Origin of the sequence: Mesorhizobium sp. M0676 (assembly GCF_040320535.1) — a bacterium.
Taxonomy (GTDB): domain Bacteria; phylum Pseudomonadota; class Alphaproteobacteria; order Rhizobiales; family Rhizobiaceae; genus Mesorhizobium.
Window position 1 is genome coordinate 1 of sequence record NZ_JAMYPU010000011.1, and the last position, 19,141, is coordinate 19,141.

Consider the following 19,141-nt stretch of genomic DNA (forward strand, 5'->3'; position numbering starts at 1 on the left):
GTAAACGCACTGTGGGGTTTTTTGTTTTGTGGGGATTACATACCGTTTTACCCCCCCCATGGGGGGGTGGGGCTACCGGCTACGGTTAGGGGGGGGGGGGTTCTCGTAGTACGCAGTCCCCCACCCCGGCGCTTCGCGCCGACCCTCCCCACAAGGGGGAGGGTAAAGGAAGGCGACGGTAAGCTCTCAGAACGTCACCGCGATAAGCACCGCCGACAGCAACCCGAACAGCCCAATCAGCAGATAGTCCGCCACCTGGTACAATTTCAGCGCCTGCCTGATGTCCTGGCTTTCCGCCGCGCGCCTACCGCCTTCGCCCATATAGGCGTCCTCGATGATGACGCCGCCATAGCTGCGCGGGCCGGCGAGCGCCAGGCCGAGTGCGCCGGCCATTGCCGCTTCCGGCCAGCCGGCATTGGGCGAGCGGTGCTTTTTGGCGTCGCGCCGCACTGCTTGCCAGGCGTTGCGGGGATCGGCGCCGTCAACGAGAAAGGCGGCGGCAACGATCAGCAACGCGGTCAGCCGGGACGCCGGCAGGTTGATCCAGTCGTCGAAGAGTGCTGCCGCGCGGCCGAAGGCCTCGTGGTGCGGGGTGCGGTGGCCGATCATCGAATCGGCGGTGTTGGCGGCCTTGTAGGCCACGCCGCCGGCCAGACCGCAGACACCTGTCCAGAAGGCGGGCGCAACGATGCCGTCGGAGAAATTCTCGGCCAGGCTTTCGATGGCGGCGCGGCTGACGCCGGCATGGTCGAGCTTCTCTGGATCGCGACCGACGATGCGCGCAACCGCAATGCGGCCGAGCGCCAGCCCGCCGGTATCCAGCGAATCGGCCACCGCCTCGACATGTTCGGTAAGGCTCTTTTGCGACAGCAGCGACGAGGCCAGGATTGCCGTGATGATCATGCCGGCAGGAAAGAGCTGCCAGAGCAGGATTTGCACGATGAAGGCGATTGCCGCCGGCACCAGCACGATCACCAGCAGCGCCTGCACGCTGCGGCGGCGACGCAGCGCGTCGGAATCAGTGTCGCGGTTGAGCCTGAGGTCGAGAAAGGCTATCAGCCTGCCGAACCAGGTGACGGGATGGCCGACGGCACGGAACAGCCAGTCCGGGTAACCCAGGATGCGTTCGATGGCCAGCGACAGGAAAGCGATCAGGATCGACATGAAGCTTTCTGATGGAGCGATTACTGTGGTGGATCACGGTGGATCCCTTGGCCGGGCGAGGGCGCTCTTCCCTCACGCGCCACAACCTTTCGTCGATCTCTCGACAGGTATCAATCCGCACTCCTACCCGCTTTTCGAGCTGCCCGCCACCGCCCTGTCACGATTGCCGGAGGCCGCGCGCCTGTGTGAGCTGGCCAGGGTCGCGGCCGGCGCCTATGGCGCGCCTTCGGCCGAGAATGTGGCGGTCGCCCCGGGCACGCAGATCCTGCTGCCGCGCGTCGCCTCGCTGGTCAGCCCCGGCAAGGCGCTGGTGCTCGGGCCGACCTATGCCGAGCATGCCAGGGCCGCCGCGATTGCCGGCCATGCGGTGGCGGAGGTCGACGATTTCGAGGCGCTTGCGGGAGCCGAAATTGCCATCGTCGTCAATCCCAACAATCCCGACGGGCGCGTCGTGTCGCGGGAGAGGCTGCTTCGGCTTGCCGAGACATTGCGCGCCATAGGCGGTCTGCTGGTCGTCGACGAAGCCTTCATGGATGTCGGCCCGCACGCGGAAAGCCTGGCCGGCGATGTCGGGCGGGGCGGCATCGTCGTGCTGCGCTCGTTTGGCAAGTTCTTCGGTCTCGCCGGCCTGCGGCTCGGCTTCGCACTTTCCGATGCGGTGACGGTCGAAAGGCTTGAAACGCAATTCGGCCCTTGGGCGGTCGCCGGCCCAGCGCTCGAATACGGCATCCGCGCGCTTGCCGACAGCGGCTGGCAGGCCGGCATGCGGCGGCGGCTGGCGCAGGATGCGGCGCGGCTCGATGCACTGCTTTCGCGCTTTGGCGTTGCTGTCGCCGGCGGCACGACGCTGTTTCGCTATCTCCGGCTTGCCGATGCACCGGGGCTGTTTTCGACGCTCGGTGAGCGCGGCATATTGCTCAGGCATTTTTCCGAGCGTCCCCAGGTGCTCCGCGCGGGGCTGCCTGGAAGTCAGGAGGAATGGCAGCGGCTCGAATCGGCGCTTGCCGACTGGCACGCACGGCGCGACGATGGGTCGAAGGAGATCGCGCCATGATCCATATCTGTTCGCTGGCAAAGCTTGAGGAGACGGTGGCCAAAAGCGGCGCCGAGCGCGTGCTGTCGCTGCTCGCTGCCGGCACCGAGGTGACGCGGCCGGCCTCAATCGCGAGGGAAAACCACCTGCATCTGGTCATGCACGACATCGCGGTGGCGCAGGACGGCATGACCATGCCCGGCGAAGACCATGTGCGCAATCTGCTCGATTTCGCCCGGAAATGGGACCGCGCCAAACCCATGGTCGTCCATTGCTATGCCGGCATCAGCCGCTCGACCGCCTCGGCCTGTATCATTGCGGCGGCGCTCGCCCCGAAGCGCGACGAAGTCGAACTTGCGCAGACATTGCGGAAGCTTTCGCCCTCGGCGACACCCAATCCACGGTTGATCGCCGTCGCGGATGCTCTGCTCTCACGACAAGGCCGCATGATCGAAGCGATCGAGGCGATCGGACGCGGCGCCGATGCTTTTGAGGGTACGCCTTTCGTGTTGAAGATCGACGGCTAAGGCGGCCCGCTATGCCAGCCAGTCGGCAAGCTTCGCCTTGCGCACATCCTTCAACAGGGTGATGAAGCCGTTGGCCTGATGCTCCGCCGTCAGTCGGCCTTTCTCGGCCGTGGCAATGCTGGCATCGCCGACCACGCCGTTGGGGTTGAGATCCCCAGCGATCCAGGCGAAAGCGTGCGTTCCGGTGTGGCGCAGCAGCGCAAATTCGGTTTCGGCGCGGGCGACCTTGGAGGCGAAATTGTCGGCCTTGGCCATGTCGACTAACTCCGGGCGAAAATGCAGCATCAACGAGGTCTCGACGTCGCCGCCATGGATGCCATGGCGGTCTTCCAGCTCGGTGTACATGCCGGCGGGGCGGCCGAAGCGCTGCCAGCTGGTCTTCACCGCCAGCATCCTCTCACGCACGCGCAGCTCGCGCGTGACGATGCCCATGATCTCTTCATTGCCGCCATGCGAGTTGACGACGATCAGTTTCCTTACGCCTGCGCGGGCAACGGACAGGCCAAGCTCGGTCCAGGCATCGACCAGGGTGGCCGCCGGCAGGGTGAGCGTGCCCGGCGCCTGCAGATGCTCGTTCGACTTGCCGACCGTTTGGACCGGCAGGATGCGGATGTCGAGATCGCCGGGCAGGCGGGCGATGACCGTCTCCAGCATGCCGTTCATGATCGAGGTATCGGTTGATACAGGCAGATGCGGGCCGTGCTGCTCGATCGCCGCCACCGGCAGCACGGCAATCGTCGCCTCCGGATCGATCGCGGCGTATTCGGTGGTCCGGTAGTCGCCCCACCAAACGCGTCTGTTTGCAACGGTCATGTCATGCCTCTTGACTGTGAGGGAGACCTAGCGCGCCAAACGTCGCCTGTCGATCACCCAGCCGCAATCGCCTCGACCTCGACCTTGAACTCCGGCCGCGCAAAGCCTGACACGATCATCAGCGTCGAGGCGGGCGCGGGGCTGGCAAACAAGCGGTCGCGGACGTCCATATAGGGCCGCAGAAAGGCGCGGTCGGTGACGTAGGCGTTTATGCGCACGATGTCGCCTAGCCCCAGCCCGGCTTCAGCCAGAATCGCCGCTATGTTTTGAAAGCAGAGCTCGGCCTGCGCGCCGGCATCCTCGGGGATCTGGTCGTCCGCCGTGATCGCGACCTGGCCGGAGCACAGAACCAGCCGCTTGCCTGGCGGCACCTCGACGCCGTGGCTGTAGCGGGCGAAAGGCGGCTTGATCGACTTCGGCGCGAGGTATCTGAACATGGCAATCTCCTGTCTGCGAGACCAGCCTAAGACGTGACCGATAGTACGTTCAAGATGTGGTGCATGGCACAAGGGCGATTGTGGACAGGCGTCCAAAAAATAGGCACGATGCCTCCCGCACAGCATGACCCGTCCGGTGTTGGCAGTGACTGCCGCGCAAGCAGGCGGCCCGGGCGGTGGCATGTGTCTTGCTTCTTGGATCAATGGTGTCGAGCCCGGCGCGTGACGCTCCGGAGCCAACAAAGGGTGGTGTCGATGTACGGAAAACAGAAGATTTCAGCGCTTGCGGTCGCGCTGCTTGGAGCCGGCACGTTCGGCGCGGCAGCAAACGAGAAGGTCACCTTCGGCACCAACTGGCTGGCCGAGCCCGAGCATGGCGGCTACTACCAGGCCGTCGCCGACGGCACCTACGCTGCATGTGGCCTCGACGTGACGATTTCGCAGGGAGGTCCGCAGGTCAGCGGGCGGCCGCTGCTGCTGGCCGGCAAGCTCGATTTCTACATGGGCGGCAATCTGCTGTCGGCTTTCGACGCCGTCCAGCAGGGCATCCCGATGCGCGTCGTCGCCGCCGATTTCCAGAAGGACCCTCAAGTCATCATGTCCCACCCGGGGCAGGGGCTGGACAAGTGGGAGGATTTGAAGAACGCCGACCAGTACATTCTCGGCGACGAGGGCGTCCAGACCTTCTTCCAGTGGATGGTCATCGAACTCGGTTTCGATGCCGCCAAGCGCGTGCCCTACACCTACAACACCGCTCCATTCCTGGCCAACAAGAAGTCGATCCAGCAGGGTTACGTCACCTCGGAACCTTTTGCGGTCAAGAAGGAAGGCGGCTTCGTGCCCAACCAGTTCCTGCTCGCCGACTATGGCTGGGACACCTATTCGACGACGATCGAGGTGATGCAGGACACGATCGACAAGCGGCCGGAGGTGGTCCAGTGCTTCGTCGATGGCTCGGCCAAGGGCTGGTACAACTACCTCTACGGCGACAACAAGGCCGCCAACGAGATGATCAAGAAAGACAATCCCGACATGAGCGACGAGCAGATTGCCTTCTCGATCGAGCAGATGAAGAAGTTCGGCCTGGCCGATTCCGGCGACACCGAAAAGCTCGGCATCGGCGCCATGAACGAAGACCGGATCAAGAGCTTTTATGACAAGATGGTCAAGGCCAAGGTCACGCCCGAGGGCATCGATATCAAGAAGGCCTATACGCTGGCCTTCATCAACAAAGGTGTCGGAATCGAGCTGAAGAAGTAATCGTGAAGCTGGAAAAGATGGCGCAGGCGCCCATGACGGCATCGGGTGAAGGCCCGATGCTGCTGACGCTGCGCCATGTCGGCAAGGTGTTTTCCAATGGCGTGACTGCATTGAGCGACGTCGATCTCGCCATCCGCGAGGGCGATTTTGTCAGCCTGCTCGGGCCGTCCGGCTGCGGCAAGTCGACGGCGTTGAGGCTGATCGCGGGCCTGTCGACGCCGACATCCGGTCAACTCGACTGGGGCGGTTCGATCGACCGCGCCAATATCGGCTTCGTCTTCCAGGAACCGACGCTGCTGCCTTGGGCCGATGTCTTCGACAATGTCTGGCTGCCGCTCAGGCTGAAAGGCGTGTCGCGTGCCAAGGCGGCGCCGGTGGTGATGGAGATGCTGGAGCGGGTGCACCTGACCGGTTTCGAAAACGCCGTGCCGCGCGAACTTTCCGGCGGCATGAAGATGCGCGTCTCGATCGCACGCGCGATGGTGACGAAGCCGCGCATTCTGTTGATGGACGAGCCGTTCGCCGCCCTCGACGAGATCACCCGCTTCAAGCTCAACAACGACCTTCTGGAGCTGTGGCAGGAAGAGCGCTTCACCGTCGTCTTCGTCACCCACAGCGTCTTCGAAAGCGTGTTCCTGTCCAACCGCGTCGTCGTCATGGCGGCGCGGCCGGGCCGCGTCCATGCCGAGTTGGCAATCGATGCCGCCTATCCACGCGACGAGGTGTTTCGCACCTCGCCCGACTATGCCGCGCTCTGCCGCCAGGCCTCGGACATCCTGGTCAACGCCATCAACACATCAGCCGGACCGCACCATGACGGCCATTGACCAGAATGCCGCAACGCTCGACGCGGAGGAGGCCGGCCGCGTACGTCAGGAGCGGCTGGAGCGGATCGGCCGGTGGGTCTTGCCGCTGGCGATCATGATCCTGGCGATCTGGCTGTGGGACCGCATCTGCGTGTGGAACGCGATCCCGCAATATATTCTGCCGCGCCCCGGCGTGGTGCTGTGGACGCTCTATAGCGATGCCGGGCTCCTGTTCTCCGCGCTGCTGGTCACGTTGCGCATAACCTTCCTCAGTCTGCTGCTTGCAGTGGTCGGCGGCGTCGGACTGGCGGTGCTGTTTGCGCAATCGAAATGGGTGGAGATGTCGTTCTTTCCCTTCGCCATCGTGCTGCAGGTAACGCCGATCGTGGCGGTCTTCCCGCTCATCAACATCTATGTGGACAACCAGACGGTGAAGCTTTTGCTTTGCGCCTGGATCGTTGCGTTCTTCCCGATCCTGTCCAACACCACGCTCGGCCTCAATTCGGTCGACCGCAATCTGCGCGACATGTTCAAGCTCAACGGCGCGACGCGCTGGCAGCAATTGCGCTATCTCAGACTGCCGGCGGCCATGCCGTATTTTCTAGGAGGCTTGAAGATAGCCGGCGGCCTGTCGCTGATCGGCGCCGTGGTGGCCGAGTTCGTCGCCGGCGCGCAGGGGCAGTCGTCGGGGCTGGCGTCGCGCATCATCGAGGCCGGCTACCGCCTCAACGCGCCAAGGCTGTTCGCGGCGCTGATCCTGATCTCGCTCACCGGCATATTGATCTTCCTGGTGCTGTCGCTGGTGTCGCATCTCATCCTGCGCCGCTGGCACGAGAGCGCGCTGAAGCAGGAGCGGTAGGGGGTTGGGTGACGTGATTGAGATGCTGGCGCGAAACACCCCCCTCTGGCCTGCCGGCCATCTCCCCCTCAAGGGGGGAGATTGGACGTCATCCGGGATTTCGCCAATTATCGACGTTGGAAGACGGGTGCTGTCGGAAAAGCTGCCAATCTCCCCCCTTGAGGGGGAGATGCCCGGCAGGGCAGAGGGGGGCGGTCCTTGATACCGACCTCTGGCTCGTACCATCTCACCAACGTCCGCCTTCACCGGTCGCTGACATCAGGTCTTGCCGCCACTTACGACAGCGACGGCTTCGCCCTGGCCTACATAACGGTCGCCGATGGCAAGATCTCAGCCATCGCCGCGCACAAGAAATCAAAAGCGCCAGCCACCGCCATCGACCTTGCCGGCCGCATCATGCTGCCGTGCTTCGTCGATTGCCACACCCACATCGACAAGGGCCATATCTGGCCGCGCAAACCCAATCCCGACGGCAGTTTCATGGGCGCGCTCAATGCCACCGGCGCCGACCGTGCAGCGCGCTGGAGCGCCGAGGATGTGGCGCGGCGCATGGATTTCTCTTTGCGCTCGGCCTACGCGCACGGCACCAAGGCGCTGCGCACGCATCTCGACAGCGTGCCGCCGCAGGAGGAGACCTCCTGGCCGGTGTTCGAGGCGATGCGGGACAAATGGCGCGGCCGCATCGAATTGCAGGCAGCCTGCCTGCTCGGCATCGAAGGCGTGCGCGACAGAAAGTGGTTCGAGAGGCTGGCCAAGCGTGTGGCTGCGGCCAAGGGCGTGCTCGGCGTCGTCACCTATATGGTGCCGGATCTCGAAGAGCTTCTCGACAAGGTGTTCGCCGAGGCGAACAGGCACGGGCTCGATCTCGATTTCCATGCCGACGAGACCGACGATATCGCGGCGATCTCGCTGAAGAAGATTGCCGAGGCCGCACTCTGGAACGGTTTTGAGGGCAACATACTGGTGGGACATTGCTGCTCTCTGGCGCGCCAGCCGGACCTCGACGTGCTCGACACGCTGGACAAGGTCGCCAAGGCCAAGCTTGCCGTGGTGTCGCTGCCGATGTGCAATCTCTATCTGCAGGACCGGCGCGCCGACCAGACCACGCCTCGCTGGCGCGGCGTGACGCTGCTGCACGAGATGAAGGCGAGGGGCATTGCGGTCGCGGTCGCCTCCGACAACACCCGCGATCCGTTCTATGCCTATGGCGATCTCGACATGCTGGAGGTCTACCGCATGGCGACGCGCATCCTGCATTTCGACCATCCGGTCGGCGACTGGCCGCAGACGGTGGCGGCGACGCCGGCCAAGGTGATGCGGCTCGACGGTGTCGGGACACTGGCAGCCGGTGGCAGCGCCGATTTCATCGTCTTCAAAGGGCGGAGCTGGACGGAATTGCTGTCGCGGCCCGAATCGGATCGCATCGTCGTGCGCAACGGCCGAGCGATCGACAGGCAAGTGCCCGACTATGCCGAGCTCGACGAACTGATGGTGGAATGATGGATGTTTCGGCGCTCAAACGCGATCTCGACGGGATAAAGCTCGACGACAATCCGGCCATCGTCCAGCAGAAGAGCCGCGACTTCTACTGGTACAGCCCGGTGCTGAAGCAGCAGCTCGACCACGTCACCGGCGACCTGATCGTGACGCCCAGGAACGAGGCCGAACTGATCCGCGTGCTTGCCGCTTGCCACCGTCATGGCGTTCCGGTGACGCCGCGCGGCAGCGGCACCGGCAATTACGGTCAGGCGATGCCGCTGTCGGGCGGCGTGGTTTTGAACCTTGCCGAGATGAACGAGATCAAGGCCATAGCGCCGGGCCGCGTCGTCACCGGGCCGGGCGCGATCCTCGCCGACATCGACAGAGCGACGCGCGCGCATTCCGGGCAGGAACTGCGGCTGTCGCCGTCGACCTACAACACCGCCTCGATCGGCGGCTTCATCGCCGGCGGCTCGGGCGGCGTCGGTTCGATCAATTTCGGCGGTCTGCGTGATTTCGGCAATGTGCTGCGCCTGCGCGTCGTCACTATGGAGGCGGAGCCGAAGGCGCTCGAACTCACCGGCGAGGACCTGCACAAGGTCACCCACGCCTATGGCACGAACGGCATCATCACCGAGGTCGAGATGCCGCTGACTGCAGCCTATGAATGGATCGACGTGATCGTCGGCTTCGACGCTTTCATGCCGGCAGCCCGCTACGGCAACGCGCTGGCACGCCAGGACGGCATCCTGACCAAGCTGATCACGCCGATCGCCGCGCCCGTGCCGCAGCTCTATTTCAAGCGCCACCAGAAGTTCTTCCGGGACGGGCAAAGCATCTGCGTCGTCATGGTTGCCCGGCATGGGCTAGACGCGTTCCTCGCCTTCACCCGCCGCGCCGGCGGCGAGGTCATCTTCAATGCCGCGACGGCCACGGACGAAGAGAAAAAGGGCCTGCCGCCGGGCTTCGAGCTGGCGTGGAACCACACCACGCTCAGGGCACTGCGGGTCGATCCCGCGATCACCTATCTGCAATCGCTCTATCCGTTCCCCAACCAGCTGGCGCTGGTGGAGAAGATGGACGCGATGTTTCCGGGCGAAGTCTTTTCGCATCTCGAATTCGTGCGCCTCGACGGCAACATCACCTGCTTCGGCCTGCCGCTGGTGAAATTCACCACCGAGGCGCGGCTCAACGAAATCATCCGGCTGCATGAGGAGAACGGCTGCCCGATCTTCAACCCGCACCGCTACACGCTGGAAGAGGGCGGCATGAAGCAGACGGATGAAATCCAGCTGGCCTTCAAGCGCGAGACCGATCCGCAAGGCCTGCTCAATCCCGGCAAGATGATCGCCTGGGAAAATCCGGATTACGACTATCGCTCGGGCCGGACTTTTTTGTTCAAGGGTTTGCAGAAAGCAGAATGAGCAGAGGTTTGAGCTTGAGCACCCCCCTCTGTCCTGCCGGCACAGGCCCTACGCTGCCGCTTCGGGCGTTCGTCGTTTGGAAAGCCAAGCAATTGGCTTCCCATCGGCTTCGCCGACCACTTCTCACCCCCCGCAAGGGGGGAGATTGGCAGCCTGAACGCCGCAGCCAATCTGACACGCTGACAATTAGTGAAAGCGATGCGGCAGTCCGATCTCCCCCCTTGCGGGGGAGATGCCCGGCAGGGCAGACGGGGGTGCCTCGCGCCGACCCCAGCAATTTCCCATGAAAGTCCTCGTCCTTTACGCACACCCGGTGGAGACCAGCTTCAATGCCAGCCTGCACCGCACGATCGTCGAGCGGCTGACGGCGGCCGGCCATGAGGTCGACGATTGCGATCTCTATGCCGAGGATTTCGACCCCAGGCTGACGCGCGGGGAGAGGCTGGATTATCACAACCAACGCAGCCCTGCGGACCCGGCCGCGCCCTATGTCGAGCGGCTGCTCAAGGCCGAGGCGCTGGTGCTGTCATATCCCGTCTGGAACTACGGCTTTCCGGCTATCCTGAAAGGCTTTTTCGACCGCGTGTTTCTGCCCGGCGTGTCGTTCAAATTGGTCGACGGCAAGGCGCAGCCTTCGCTCCACAACATCCGCAAGCTGACCGCCGTCACCACCTATGGCGGCAGCCGCTTGCGCGCCATGCTGATGGGCGATCCGCCGCGCCGGCTGGTCAAACGGATGCTGCGCGCGACGATCAGGCCCGGCGCCTCGGTGTCCTACCTCGCGCATTATTCGATGAACCTGTCGACCGACGAGACGCGGGCAGCCTTCATCGCCAAGGTCGCGGCCGGGATGGATGAATTCTGATGCGCGTGCTGGTGGTCTATTGCCATCCGGTGCCCGAAAGTTTTTGCGCCGCGATCAGAGATACCGCCGTCGACGTGCTGAAGGCGCGGGGTTGGGAGGTACGGCTGCTCGACCTCTATGCCGAAAAATTCGACCCGGTGATGGGTAGCGAGGAGCGGCGCGCCTACAATGAGCGGGCGCCGGAGGATCCGGCCCTAAAACCGCATTTCGAGCATCTCGCCTGGGCTGAGGCGATCCTGTTCATCTATCCGACCTGGTGGTACGGGCTGCCGGCCATGCTGAAGGGCTGGCTCGACCGGGTCTGGGCGACCGGTGTCGCCTTCAAGCTGGGCAAGGGGCGCATCACGTCGCTGATGACACATGTCACCAGGGTCGGCGTCATCACCACCTGCGGCGCGCCGACCTGGTGGAGCGTCGTCGTCGGCCAGCCCGGCCGCAAGACCTTGCTGCGCGGTATGCGCGCGCTGTGCGCCCGCCGCTGCCGGACGCTTTTCCTGGCGCACTACCTGATGGACGCCTCCACGCCAAGGACGAGGGCGGCGTTTCTGGTGAAGGTGCGGGCGAAGCTGGAGCGGTTTTGAGCTTCTTCACCCTCCCCCTTGTGGGGAGGGTCGCGCAGCAAATGCCGCAAGGCGGCTTTTGCGAAGCGGGGTGGGGGGTCTCGTAGGGCGCACCCCCCCACCCCGTCTCGCAATCGCCGCTTCGCTCCGACTGCGAGCCGACCCTCCCCACAAGGGGAGGGTAAAAAGGTGCTACATCCTCGTCCGTTCCGCCTTGGGATCGTACATCGGTTTCAGCGATGCTTCCGCCGGAAAGCGCTCGCCGGCGATCTCGATCTCATAGGAAGAGGCCAGCACATCCGCCTCGCTCTCGCCCTGGCAGGGCACATAGCCCAGCCCGATCGCGCCGCCGAGATGGTGGCCGTAGTTGCCTGATGTGATCGGGCCGACGATCTTGCCGTCGCGAAGGATCGCCTCGTTGTGGAAGAGCAGAGGCTGCGGGTCCTTCAGCCGGAACTGCACCAGCCGGCGCGACAGGCCGGCTTCTTTTTTCTTCAGCACCGCATCGCGGCCGATGAACTCGCCCTTGGCGGTTTTGACCGCAAAGCCGAGGCCGGCCTCCAGCACATTGTCCTCGTCGGTGATGTCGTGGCCGAAATGCCGAAACGCCTTTTCGATGCGGCAGGAATCCAGCGTATGCAGGCCGCAAAGTTTCAGGCCGACATCGCCGCCGGCCTCGTCGATCGCCTCGAAGACATGAGCCGCCTGGTCGGTCGAGACATAAAGTTCCCAGCCGAGTTCGCCGACATAGGTGACGCGGTGGGCACGGGCGAGGCCCATGCCGATCTCGATCTCCTGGAAGGTGCCGAATGGATTGTTGTTGTTGGAGAAATCGTTGGGGCTGACTTTCTGGATCAGCTTTCGCGCATCCGGACCCATCAGGCAGAGCACGGCCTCAGCTGCCGTGACATCGGTGATGACTACGAATTCATCCCCGACATGCCGGCGCAGCCAGGCGAGGTCGCGTTGCAGCGTCGCGCCCGGCACGACGAGGAAGTAGGCGGTCTCAGATAGCCGCGACACCGTGAGGTCGCTTTCGATACCGCCGCGCTGGTTGAGCATCTGGGTGTAGACGATCTTGCCCGGCGCCACGTCCATATCGTTGGCGCACAGCCTTTGCAGGAAGGCACAGGCGTCGCGGCCTTCGACACGGATCTTGCCGAACGAGGTCATGTCGAACAGGGCGACCTTGTTGCGGACCGCCAGGTGCTCCTCGCGCTGGTTGTCGAACCAGTTCTGCCGCTTCCAGGAATAGCGGTATTCGCGCTCCTGTCCCTTGCGGGCGAACCAGTTGGCGCGCTCCCAGCCGGCGACTTCGCCAAACACGGCGCCGCGCGCCTTCAGGTGTTCGTGCAGGGGCGAGCGCCTGACATTTCTGGACGTTGCCATCTGCCGGTAGGGGAAGTGATCCGCATAGAGCAGGCCGAGTGTTTCGGAGACACGCTCCTTGAGATACCTACGGTTCTTCTGGAATGGCTGGGCGCGGCGGATGTCGACTTCCCAGAGGTCGAAGGGCGCTTCGCCATCGTTGATCCATTGCGCCAGTGCCATGCCGGCGCCGCCGGACGAGACGATGCCGATGGAATTGTAGCCGGTCGCCATCCAGTAGCCACGGAGTTCCGGGGCCTCGCCGAGATAATAGCGGTCGTCGGGGGTAAAGCTTTCGGGGCCGTTGAAGAAGGTGTGAATGCCGGCGGTTGCCAGCATCGGCATGCGGTTGACGCCCATTTCGAGGATCGGCTCGAAATGCTCCATGTCCTCCGGCAACTGGTCGAAGCAGAAATCCTCGCTTATGCCGTCCATGCCCCAGGGCTTGGCCACAGGCTCGAAAGCGCCGAGCATCATCTTGCCGGCATCTTCCTTGTAGTAGGCGCATTCATCGGGAACGCGCAGCACCGGTAGACGACCGAGCCCGGGGATCGGCTCGGTGACGAGATAAAAATGTTCGCAGGCATGCAGCGGGATGGTGACGCCGTTCTGGGCGCCGAGCTCGCGCGCCCACATGCCGGCGCAGTTGACGACGATGTCGGCCTCGATCGTTCCCTGATCCTCGCCTTGCGCCCACGACACACCGGTGACGCGACCGGCCTTGGTGTGGACCTTGGTGACCTTCACATTCTCGACGATGGCGGCGCCACGCTGGCGGGCGCCCTTGGCCAGCGCCATGGCGATGTTGGCGGGATCGCACTGGCCGTCGAGCGGCAGATGCACGGCGCCGACCACGTCGGACACGTTGAGATGCGGGTACATCTCCTTGACTTCACCAGGCGAAATCTCGCGCACATCGACATCGAAGGCGCGGGCGAGCGAGGCCTGCCGGTAAATCTCGTGCTTGCGCTCCTCGGTCAGCGCCACGGTGATCGAGCCGACCTGGCGCATGCCGGTGCCGACTTCCGTTTCGGCTTCCAGCTTGACGTAGAGGTCGGCCGAATATTTCGCCAGCCGCGTCATGTTCTGCGAGCCGCGCAGCTGGCCGATCAGGCCGGCGGCGTGCCAGGTCGTACCCGAGGTCAGCTGCTTGCGTTCGAGCAGCACGATGTCGGTCCAGCCGAGCTTGGCCAGGTGGTGGGCGACCGAACAGCCGGAGACACCGCCGCCGATAATAACCGCGCGGGCCTTGGTGGGAATGCTTCTGGTCATGCGGCCTCGCGGCGATAGCCGGATGCGAAGCGGCGCAGGCGTTTTGCGGCTTCCTGAAGCACCGGCTCCGGTTGGCAGAGGCTGATGCGGATGTGGCCGGCAGCGGCCTTGCCGAAGCTGGAACCCGGCATTACGCCGACACTCTCCTGGTCGAGAAAGGCCCAGGCGAATTTCTCGTCGTCGGGCTCGACGGCGGAGATGTCGAGCATGACATACATGCCGCCCTCCGAGCCGTGCACGCTGATATTGTTCATGCCGCGCACGGCGCCGAGCAGGACGGTGCGGCGCGCCGCATAGCGCTCGGCGATCTCCTTGACGCCATAGCGGTTCTCCAGCGCCTCGGCGCAGGCGATCGAGATGAAGGCCGGCAGGCCGTAGGTCGTCACCAGATTGAGATTGGTCAACAGCGTGATCATCTGCGCCGGGCCGGTCAGCCAGCCCATGCGCCAGCCGGTCATGCCATGGCTCTTGGACATCGAATTGATGACCAGCGTGCGCTCCGCCATGCCGGGCAGGCCGCGCGGCGAGATGTGCTCGCCGCCGCCGAGCGTCCAGTAGACCTCGTCCGACAGCAGCCAGAGATCGTGCTCGCGGCAGATCTCGGCCAGCTCTTCCAGACGCTCACGCGAATAGACGGCGCCGGTCGGGTTGTTCGGCGTGTTGATCAAAATGGCGCGCGTGTTGGGCTTGAGCGCAGCGCGGATCATCTCGGCGTGCGGCTGGAAACCGTCTTCGGCCGGCGTCTCGACGACGGTGAAGCTGGCGCCGGCGGCGCTGAACGTGTTGGGATAAGTCGCGTAGTAGGGCGCCACCACGATGGCGTGGTCGCCCTGGTCGAGAACGGCCTGCACGGCCGCGTAAAGGGCAGCCTGGCCGCCCGGCGTGGCGATGACTTGGTCAGGTGCCGTCTCGACCCCGGTGCAAGCGGTCGAGGCCGCCGCCATCGCCCTGCGCAGGCGCGGAACGCCGGGAAGCGGGGTGTAGTGATGGTTGCTGCCGCGAACCGCCGTCACGCAGGCTTCGATCGTCTGGCTCGGCGTATCGAAATCATGGTCGCCGACCGACAGCATGATGATGTCCTGGCCGGCCTCCTTGCGGGCCCATGCCTCGGTGTGGACCTCCCAGCCATCCTTGCCCGAAGGCACGATGCCGGAAATGCGCGATGACGGTCTGGGCATCAGGATACTCCCGAGATTTCGTGGCCGGCCTGTTCGAGCCGGTCGCGCAAGGCAGCGATGTGGGCAGGGCCGACTTCGCAGCAGCCGCCGACGATGGTGGCGCCAGCGGCGACCCAGCCGAGCGCCTGGTCGGCATAGGGATCCGGATCAAGGTCGTGGCGTGCGTGCAGCACTTCGACCGTTCCGCCATGCTTGAGCGCTTCGACAGAGGTGAAGCCGTTGGCATAGGCGCCGACCGGGCCGCCGAGAGCAATCAATTCGGGCAGTGCCGCGGCGATCGCTTCTGGCCGGCAGCAATTGACCAGGCGCGCTGCAACCGTCAGGCCGTCGAGGGCGCCCGCCGCTGCCGCTATTGTTTCGCCGCTGCGCAGGCGCGGCGCGCCGTGATCGGCGAGAGTCCAAGACACCCAGACAGGTTTGCCGCTTTCCGACGCAGCGGTGACGGCCGCACGGCCTTCCTCGGCTGAGGCCATGGTCTCGCACAGGAACAGGTCGACGCCATCGGCCTGCTCGGCGACGATGCGGCGATAGATGTCCAGCGTCTCCTGGAACGATATGGTCAGCGCCGGCGCATAGCTGCCGAACAGCGGTGACAGGCAGCCGGCGATCGCTGCATCGCCTGCCTCGTCGCGTGCCTGTCTTGCCAATTCGATGCCGCGCTTCTGCAAGGGCTTGAAGAGGTCTTCTGCTCCTTCCCGCGCGAGCCGCTCCGGCGTTGCCGAATAGGTGTTGATGGTGATGACGCGAGCGCCGGCCCGGATGAATTCGGCATGCAGGTCACGCACCAGATCCGGCTCGTCGATCAGCACCCTGGCCGACCAGAGCGGCGTCGGCTCGGAGCTGCTGCGGCGGACCAGTTCCTGGCCCATGCCGCCATCGGTGAGAATGACTTTCTTCATGCTCTCAGTCTTTCGTTTTTCGGATCCCACAGCGGCTCGTCTTTCTGCACGACTGCCTTGAAACGATCGCCAAAAATTTCAATCTCGATCGCGGTATCGGGTTCAGCCAGGTCGGCGCGCAGCATGCCGAGCGCGATCGATTTGTCGATGCGATGCCCCCAGCCGCCGGACGTCGTCTCGCCGACGATCTTGCCGTCATGCCAGAGCGTCGACACGGACGGCGCGTCGCAATCGCCTGGGTTTTCGACCACCAGCGTGACGAAGCGCTTCTTCACGCCTTGCTGCTTTTCGTTCTGCAGGGCTGCCTTGCCGCGGAAGTCGGGCTTGTCCCATTTGACGAAGCGCTCGAGCCCGCCCTGCAGGACCGTATAGTCGGTCGACAGGTCGCCCTTCCAGGTCCGGTAGCCCTTTTCGAGGCGCAGCGAATCCAGCGCATACATGCCGAACGGTTTCAGACCGTGTTTTTGTCCCGCCGCCCAGATGGCGTCGAAGATGGCGGCGGTGTCTCCCACCTTGGTGTGGATTTCCCAGCCGAGTTCGCCGGCGAAGGATACCCGCACCAGCTTCGCCCAGCGGCCGGCGATGGTGGTTTCCTGATGCGTCAGCCAGGGCAGCGAGAGATCCGCGCCACAGACCTCGGCCAGGATCTTGCGCGAATTGGGACCGGCGAGAATTTGCGTCGAATAGTCTTCGGTCCTGTCGGTGAGGGTGAAAGCTGCGTCTTTCGGCAGGCGCGACTTCAGCCATTCGAAATCGTGCCACTGCGCTACCGCCGCGGTGATCAGCGTCATCTGCTCTTCGCCATGGCGCACCACCGACATCTCGGTGACGATGCGGCCCTTGTCGTCGGCGAAATAGGCGAGGCCGATGCGGCCCGGCTTGGGCACCAGGCCGGTGACCTGCAGCGCCAGCCATTCGGCTGCGCCAGGACCTTCGAGGTTGAAGCGCGAGAAGCCGGGCAGGTCCAGAATGCCGGCGGCGTCGCGCACCGCCAGGCATTCTTCGCGCACGCGGTGCTGCCACGGCCCGTCGCGGCGGAAGGTGAGTGTTGCTTCTTCCGACGTGTCGTCACCGGGTTGCGCATACCAGGTGGCACGCTCCCAGCCATTATAGGCGTCGAACTGGGCGCCGAGGGCCTTGATGCGATCGTGGATCGGCGACAGCTTGCGGTCGCGCCCGGCCGGCCAGGCATGCCGCGGAAACTGGATGGCGTATTCGTTGCCGTAGATCTCCGTGCCCTTGGCAACGCTATAGTCGGGGGCGGCCGCAAAGCTGGTGAAGCGGCGCGGATCGCAGGACCACATGTCCCATTCGGTCTGGCCCTCGGTGATCCACTCGGCCAGCACCTTGCCGGCGCCGCCGCCCTGGGCGATGCCGAAGGTGAAGACACAGGCCTCGAACGCGTTGGGAACGCCGGGCATCGGACCGATCAGCGGATTGCCGTCCGGCGCGTAAGGGATCGGCCCGTTGATCACCTTGGACAGGCCGGCAGTGCCCAGGATCGGCACGCGGGCTACGGCATCGGCAAGGTAGTGCTCGAGACGGTCGAGATCGTCGGGGAAGAGCTGGAAGGAAAAGTCCTCCGGCATCGGGTCGTTGTGGGTTGCCCAATGCGCGCGGCAATTGCGCTCATAGGGACCGAGATTCATGCCGTTCTTTTCCTGGCGCAGATAGTAGGAGGTGTCGACGTCGCGCAGCAGCGGCAGCTTCTTGCCCTGCTCCTTCGACCACGCCACCAGTTCGGGGATTTCCTCGAACAAGATGTACTGATGGCTCATCACCATCATCGGGACGTCGCGGCCGAACATTTTGCCGACTTCCGCGGCTCGGTAGCCGGCGGCGTTGACGACGATCTCGCAACGGATCTCGCCTTGCGGCGTCTCGACAACCCATTCGTCGTTCTCGCGGCGCACACCTGACACCGGACAGAAGCGGACGATCCTGGCGCCTATGTCGCGCGCACCCTTGGCCAGTGCCTGCGTCAGCTGCGCGGGGTCGATGTCGCCGTCGTTTGGATCGTAGAGCGCACCTTTGAGGTCATGCGTCTCGATGAAGGGATAGCGGCGCTTGATCTCATCAGGGCCGACAATGGCGATGTCCATGCCCTGGTAGCGGCCCATGCCCTTGGCGCGCTGGAACTCCTGCATGCGCTCCTTGGTGTGGGCGAGGCGGAGCGAGCCGGTAACGTGGTAGTTCATGGGATAGTCTACGGCATCAGCCAAGCCGCGATAGAGCTCGGTCGAATAGCGCTGCATGTTCATCAGCGACCAGGACGACGAGAAGGTCGGCACGTTGCCGGCGGCATGCCAGGTCGAGCCCGATGTCAGCTCGTTCTTTTCAAGCAGCACGCAGTCGGTCCAGCCCGCCTTGCACAGATGGTAGAGCGAGGAGGCGCCGACGACACCGCCTCCGATGATTACCACGCGCGCCGTGGTCGGCAAACCGGCCATATTCTTCTCCCAAACCGGAAGCGCGCTGCGCTTCTATCTTTTTGCTTGACGCATGTCGTTTCCCAAAACCGCTGCACACTTTGGGCGACATGCATTCAATAAACAGGCGGCGAAACCACCCAGATGATTACGGCCGGCTCGGTGCCGGGATTGCGCCAGCGGTATGGCTTGCGCTCGAAGCGGAAGGAATCGCCTTCGCCGAGCCGGTGCCAGACGCCTGCTATCTCGATCTCGAAAACGCCAGAGGCGATGTAGCCGGCTTCCTCGGTCGGCCGCAGCTGCTCGCTCTTCATCTCGGCGCCCGGCGCGAAGATCGAACGCACCATCTCGAAACTACCGCCGAGATCGGGCGACAGAAGCTCCTCCACCAGGCCGGATTCGCTTGTGCCAAGCGTGCGCCGGCTGCCGGCGCGCACGACAACGCCGCGCTCCTTTTCGATCGGCACGTCGTGGCTGAAGAACAGGCTGAGCGGCACGCCGAACAGATCGGCGAAGGCCCTGAGGTCGCCGAGCGAAGGAATCGACAGGCCGCGCTCGACCTGGCTGACCCAGCCGACAGAGCGGCCAAGCTTCAGCGCGATCTCAGCAAGCGTCAGCCCACGCGTCTTGCGGAGCGCACGGATGTCGCTCGCCAGCAGGCGCTCGTCGGGTCCCTGCAATGTTTTGGGGATAGCTGGGGGCAAAAACGCTCACTTGATGAAAACCTGGAAACGAATTTCATGAGAGCTCATGTCCGTGAAAAAATCA

The 19,141-nt window shown here is 64.2% G+C and carries 17 protein-coding genes; 9 read left to right on the forward strand and 8 right to left on the reverse strand.

Going from position 1 to position 19,141, the window contains the following annotated elements; all coding sequences use genetic code 11:
- Positions 1 to 186: 186 nt before the first annotated feature.
- Positions 187 to 1,164, reverse strand: a complete 978-nt coding sequence (cbiB, locus tag NKI35_RS14075) for an adenosylcobinamide-phosphate synthase CbiB (protein WP_023706117.1) — start codon at positions 1,162 to 1,164, stop codon at positions 187 to 189.
- Between cbiB and cobD the strand changes: the two genes are divergently transcribed.
- Together cobD and NKI35_RS14085 are read left to right on the forward strand one after the other, a co-directional pair.
- The gene (gene cobD, locus NKI35_RS14080; RefSeq protein ID WP_023707848.1) at positions 1,163 to 2,218 is read left to right on the forward strand and encodes a threonine-phosphate decarboxylase CobD; all 1,056 of its coding nucleotides are present in this window, start codon (positions 1,163 to 1,165) and stop codon (positions 2,216 to 2,218) included. The two genes, cbiB and cobD, sit on opposite strands and share 2 nt — an antisense overlap.
- A complete protein-coding gene (locus NKI35_RS14085; RefSeq protein WP_352740463.1) occupies positions 2,215 to 2,724 on the forward strand; it encodes a tyrosine phosphatase family protein in 510 nt (169 codons plus the stop codon). Before cobD ends, NKI35_RS14085 begins: the two co-directional genes overlap by 4 nt.
- A gap of 9 nt (positions 2,725 to 2,733) precedes the next feature.
- Here the strand turns inward: NKI35_RS14085 and NKI35_RS14090 are convergent, their stop codons facing one another.
- On the reverse strand, positions 2,734 to 3,537 hold the full coding sequence (locus tag NKI35_RS14090) for a creatininase family protein (RefSeq protein ID WP_023706114.1): 804 nt from the start codon (positions 3,535 to 3,537) through the stop codon (positions 2,734 to 2,736).
- Positions 3,538 to 3,590: 53 nt separating this feature from the next.
- Positions 3,591 to 3,974, reverse strand: coding sequence for a RidA family protein (locus NKI35_RS14095; RefSeq protein WP_023670775.1), 384 nt, complete (start codon positions 3,972 to 3,974; stop codon positions 3,591 to 3,593).
- A gap of 255 nt (positions 3,975 to 4,229) precedes the next feature.
- Here NKI35_RS14095 and NKI35_RS14100 point away from each other — a divergent pair, with 255 nt between their 5' ends.
- The 7 genes from NKI35_RS14100 (at position 4,230) to NKI35_RS14130 (ending at position 11,248) form a co-directional block, all read left to right on the forward strand.
- Positions 4,230 to 5,234 carry an ABC transporter substrate-binding protein gene (locus tag NKI35_RS14100; protein ID WP_023670774.1) on the forward strand — a complete coding sequence of 335 codons (1,005 nt, stop codon included), beginning with the start codon at positions 4,230 to 4,232 and terminating at the stop codon, positions 5,232 to 5,234.
- A 2-nt stretch (positions 5,235 to 5,236) separates the two neighbouring features.
- The gene (locus NKI35_RS14105) at positions 5,237 to 6,061 is read left to right on the forward strand and encodes an ABC transporter ATP-binding protein (RefSeq protein ID WP_023670773.1); all 825 of its coding nucleotides are present in this window, start codon (positions 5,237 to 5,239) and stop codon (positions 6,059 to 6,061) included.
- Entirely contained in the window at positions 6,048 to 6,899 is an 852-nt protein-coding gene (locus tag NKI35_RS14110) for an ABC transporter permease (protein ID WP_023670772.1), read from the forward strand. Before NKI35_RS14105 ends, NKI35_RS14110 begins: the two co-directional genes overlap by 14 nt.
- A gap of 198 nt (positions 6,900 to 7,097) precedes the next feature.
- Positions 7,098 to 8,399, forward strand: coding sequence for a cytosine deaminase (locus NKI35_RS14115; protein WP_352740465.1), 1,302 nt, complete (start codon positions 7,098 to 7,100; stop codon positions 8,397 to 8,399).
- The gene (locus NKI35_RS14120; RefSeq protein WP_352740654.1) at positions 8,399 to 9,802 is read left to right on the forward strand and encodes an FAD-binding oxidoreductase; all 1,404 of its coding nucleotides are present in this window, start codon (positions 8,399 to 8,401) and stop codon (positions 9,800 to 9,802) included. Before NKI35_RS14115 ends, NKI35_RS14120 begins: the two co-directional genes overlap by 1 nt.
- Before the next feature lie 283 nt (positions 9,803 to 10,085).
- Positions 10,086 to 10,667 carry an NAD(P)H-dependent oxidoreductase gene (locus NKI35_RS14125; RefSeq protein WP_352740467.1) on the forward strand — a complete coding sequence of 194 codons (582 nt, stop codon included), beginning with the start codon at positions 10,086 to 10,088 and terminating at the stop codon, positions 10,665 to 10,667.
- Positions 10,667 to 11,248 (forward strand): NAD(P)H-dependent oxidoreductase, encoded by a 582-nt coding sequence (locus NKI35_RS14130; protein WP_352740469.1) that lies wholly within the window; start codon positions 10,667 to 10,669, stop codon positions 11,246 to 11,248. The genes NKI35_RS14125 and NKI35_RS14130 overlap by 1 nt, the downstream gene beginning before the upstream one ends.
- Before the next feature lie 171 nt (positions 11,249 to 11,419).
- Here NKI35_RS14130 and NKI35_RS14135 read toward each other — a convergent pair whose 3' ends face one another.
- From NKI35_RS14135 to NKI35_RS14155, 5 genes are all read right to left on the reverse strand, one after another.
- On the reverse strand, positions 11,420 to 13,867 hold the full coding sequence (locus NKI35_RS14135) for a GcvT family protein (RefSeq protein WP_352740471.1): 2,448 nt from the start codon (positions 13,865 to 13,867) through the stop codon (positions 11,420 to 11,422).
- On the reverse strand, positions 13,864 to 15,045 hold the full coding sequence (locus NKI35_RS14140) for a pyridoxal phosphate-dependent aminotransferase (RefSeq protein WP_352740473.1): 1,182 nt from the start codon (positions 15,043 to 15,045) through the stop codon (positions 13,864 to 13,866). The genes NKI35_RS14135 and NKI35_RS14140 overlap by 4 nt, the downstream gene beginning before the upstream one ends.
- Positions 15,045 to 15,944: a homocysteine S-methyltransferase family protein gene (locus NKI35_RS14145; RefSeq protein ID WP_352740475.1), complete on the reverse strand. Its 900-nt coding sequence runs from the start codon at positions 15,942 to 15,944 to the stop codon at positions 15,045 to 15,047. The genes NKI35_RS14140 and NKI35_RS14145 overlap by 1 nt, the downstream gene beginning before the upstream one ends.
- A complete protein-coding gene (locus NKI35_RS14150) occupies positions 15,941 to 18,394 on the reverse strand; it encodes a GcvT family protein (protein ID WP_352740477.1) in 2,454 nt (817 codons plus the stop codon). The genes NKI35_RS14145 and NKI35_RS14150 overlap by 4 nt, the downstream gene beginning before the upstream one ends.
- A 95-nt stretch (positions 18,395 to 18,489) precedes the next feature.
- Entirely contained in the window at positions 18,490 to 19,032 is a 543-nt protein-coding gene (locus NKI35_RS14155) for a helix-turn-helix domain-containing protein (RefSeq protein ID WP_352520570.1), read from the reverse strand.
- Between the last annotated feature and the right edge of the window lie 109 nt (positions 19,033 to 19,141).

Coding starts and splice junctions, on each gene's coding strand:
- cobD (WP_023707848.1), top strand. CDS start 1,163: ATGAAGCTTTCTGATGGAGCGATTACTGTGGTGGATCACGGTGGATCC.
- cbiB (WP_023706117.1), bottom strand. CDS start 1,164: ATGTCGATCCTGATCGCTTTCCTGTCGCTGGCCATCGAACGCATCCTG.
- NKI35_RS14085 (WP_352740463.1), top strand. CDS start 2,215: ATGATCCATATCTGTTCGCTGGCAAAGCTTGAGGAGACGGTGGCCAAA.
- NKI35_RS14090 (WP_023706114.1), bottom strand. CDS start 3,537: ATGACCGTTGCAAACAGACGCGTTTGGTGGGGCGACTACCGGACCACC.
- NKI35_RS14095 (WP_023670775.1), bottom strand. CDS start 3,974: ATGTTCAGATACCTCGCGCCGAAGTCGATCAAGCCGCCTTTCGCCCGC.
- NKI35_RS14100 (WP_023670774.1), top strand. CDS start 4,230: ATGTACGGAAAACAGAAGATTTCAGCGCTTGCGGTCGCGCTGCTTGGA.
- NKI35_RS14110 (WP_023670772.1), top strand. CDS start 6,048: ATGACGGCCATTGACCAGAATGCCGCAACGCTCGACGCGGAGGAGGCC.
- NKI35_RS14120 (WP_352740654.1), top strand. CDS start 8,399: ATGGATGTTTCGGCGCTCAAACGCGATCTCGACGGGATAAAGCTCGAC.
- NKI35_RS14125 (WP_352740467.1), top strand. CDS start 10,086: ATGAAAGTCCTCGTCCTTTACGCACACCCGGTGGAGACCAGCTTCAAT.
- NKI35_RS14130 (WP_352740469.1), top strand. CDS start 10,667: ATGCGCGTGCTGGTGGTCTATTGCCATCCGGTGCCCGAAAGTTTTTGC.
- NKI35_RS14135 (WP_352740471.1), bottom strand. CDS start 13,867: ATGACCAGAAGCATTCCCACCAAGGCCCGCGCGGTTATTATCGGCGGC.
- NKI35_RS14140 (WP_352740473.1), bottom strand. CDS start 15,045: ATGCCCAGACCGTCATCGCGCATTTCCGGCATCGTGCCTTCGGGCAAG.
- NKI35_RS14145 (WP_352740475.1), bottom strand. CDS start 15,944: ATGAAGAAAGTCATTCTCACCGATGGCGGCATGGGCCAGGAACTGGTC.
- NKI35_RS14150 (WP_352740477.1), bottom strand. CDS start 18,394: ATGGCCGGTTTGCCGACCACGGCGCGCGTGGTAATCATCGGAGGCGGT.